Consider the following 1,255-nt stretch of genomic DNA (forward strand, 5'->3'; position numbering starts at 1 on the left):
TAATAAAAAATTATAATTAAATATTTAAATTTCAAATATTTGCGATATGCCTTTTTGATATTAGTGATGGTGTTCTTCCACGGCTTGTCCGATAAACAAAGCCGATAGCAAAGTAAACACATAGGCCTGTAAAGCTGCTACCAACAATTCAAGTACATTAATGAACAAAGCAAAAGCAATTGACACTGGAGACACCCATACTGTTTTAAAGATGAATATCAAAGAAATCAAACTCAAGATAATGATATGTCCTGCAGTAATATTCGCAAACAAACGCACCATCAAAGCAAAAGGCTTAGTAAACATACCCAAAATTTCTACCGGAATCATAATTGGCAATAACCAAAACGGCACTCCTGGAGTCGCAAAAATATGTTTCCAATAGTTTTTGTTACTACTAAAGACAGTTACAAAAAATGTTATAATGGCTAAAAATCCTGTGAACAAAATATCGTTGGTCAATGTACTAGCGAATGGGAAAAACGGAATCAATCCGAAAAGGTTTCCGAACCAAATCAAGAAGAAAATCGTCAAAAGATAAGGCATGTAACGAGCATACTTTTCTTCTCCTATCTGTGGAATAGCAATATCATCGCGTACAAACAATACCAACGGCTCTAAGAAACCTGCCATTCCCTTAGGTGCTTTTGGATTCTTTTTGTAAGATTTTGCCATTGGAATAAAGATTGCTAACAACAAAATCGACACTAAAATCATTGAAAAAACGTTTTTCGTTATTGAGAAGTTCAACGGACGAGTATTAGTCACATGTCCGTCTTTATCAAAAGAAAGGCTTCCATCAGGGTTTGTGTAGTGAATTACTTCATGAAAACGAGCAAACTTCATTCCCTTCTTCTCAACCACTACCTTTCCATCATTGTCATGGTGAAACTCACTTGACATAAAAGTTACCAATCCGTTATCCGTCCAAAGAATTACAGGAAGTGGCATTGAAATAGATTTTCCTTGAAAGTCGGTAATGTGAAACTCGTGCGAGTTACTGATGTGGTGCATAATCATCGAAACAGGGTCAAAAGCCTCTTCCTTGTCTTTATTGGCATCAGAAGAAAATCCCTGAAACGGAATGAAAAATAACAAAAATAAAACGAATTTCTGAATTATGTTTTTAGCTACCATTATTATTTTGTAAAAAATATAAAATTTGTATTTTTCCTTATTTGGGCAAATTTACATTTTCAATCGGAATTAAGAAAATTTTTGGAGTATTTTTTTTTAGTCCAATTTATATTTTTTT

Annotated in this window: 1 protein-coding gene; it reads right to left on the bottom strand. The window is 33.5% G+C overall.

Translation table 11 applies throughout. The annotated features are described in order from the left end of the window. Positions 1–60: 60 nt before the first annotated feature. Complete coding sequence (gene atpB, locus CCAND38_RS01120) at positions 61–1,137, bottom strand: F0F1 ATP synthase subunit A (RefSeq protein WP_042006782.1); 1,077 nt, start codon at positions 1,135–1,137, stop codon at positions 61–63. Positions 1,138–1,255 lie beyond the last annotated feature (118 nt).

The organism is Capnocytophaga canis (genome assembly GCF_000827555.1).
Taxonomy (GTDB): domain Bacteria; phylum Bacteroidota; class Bacteroidia; order Flavobacteriales; family Flavobacteriaceae; genus Capnocytophaga; species Capnocytophaga canis.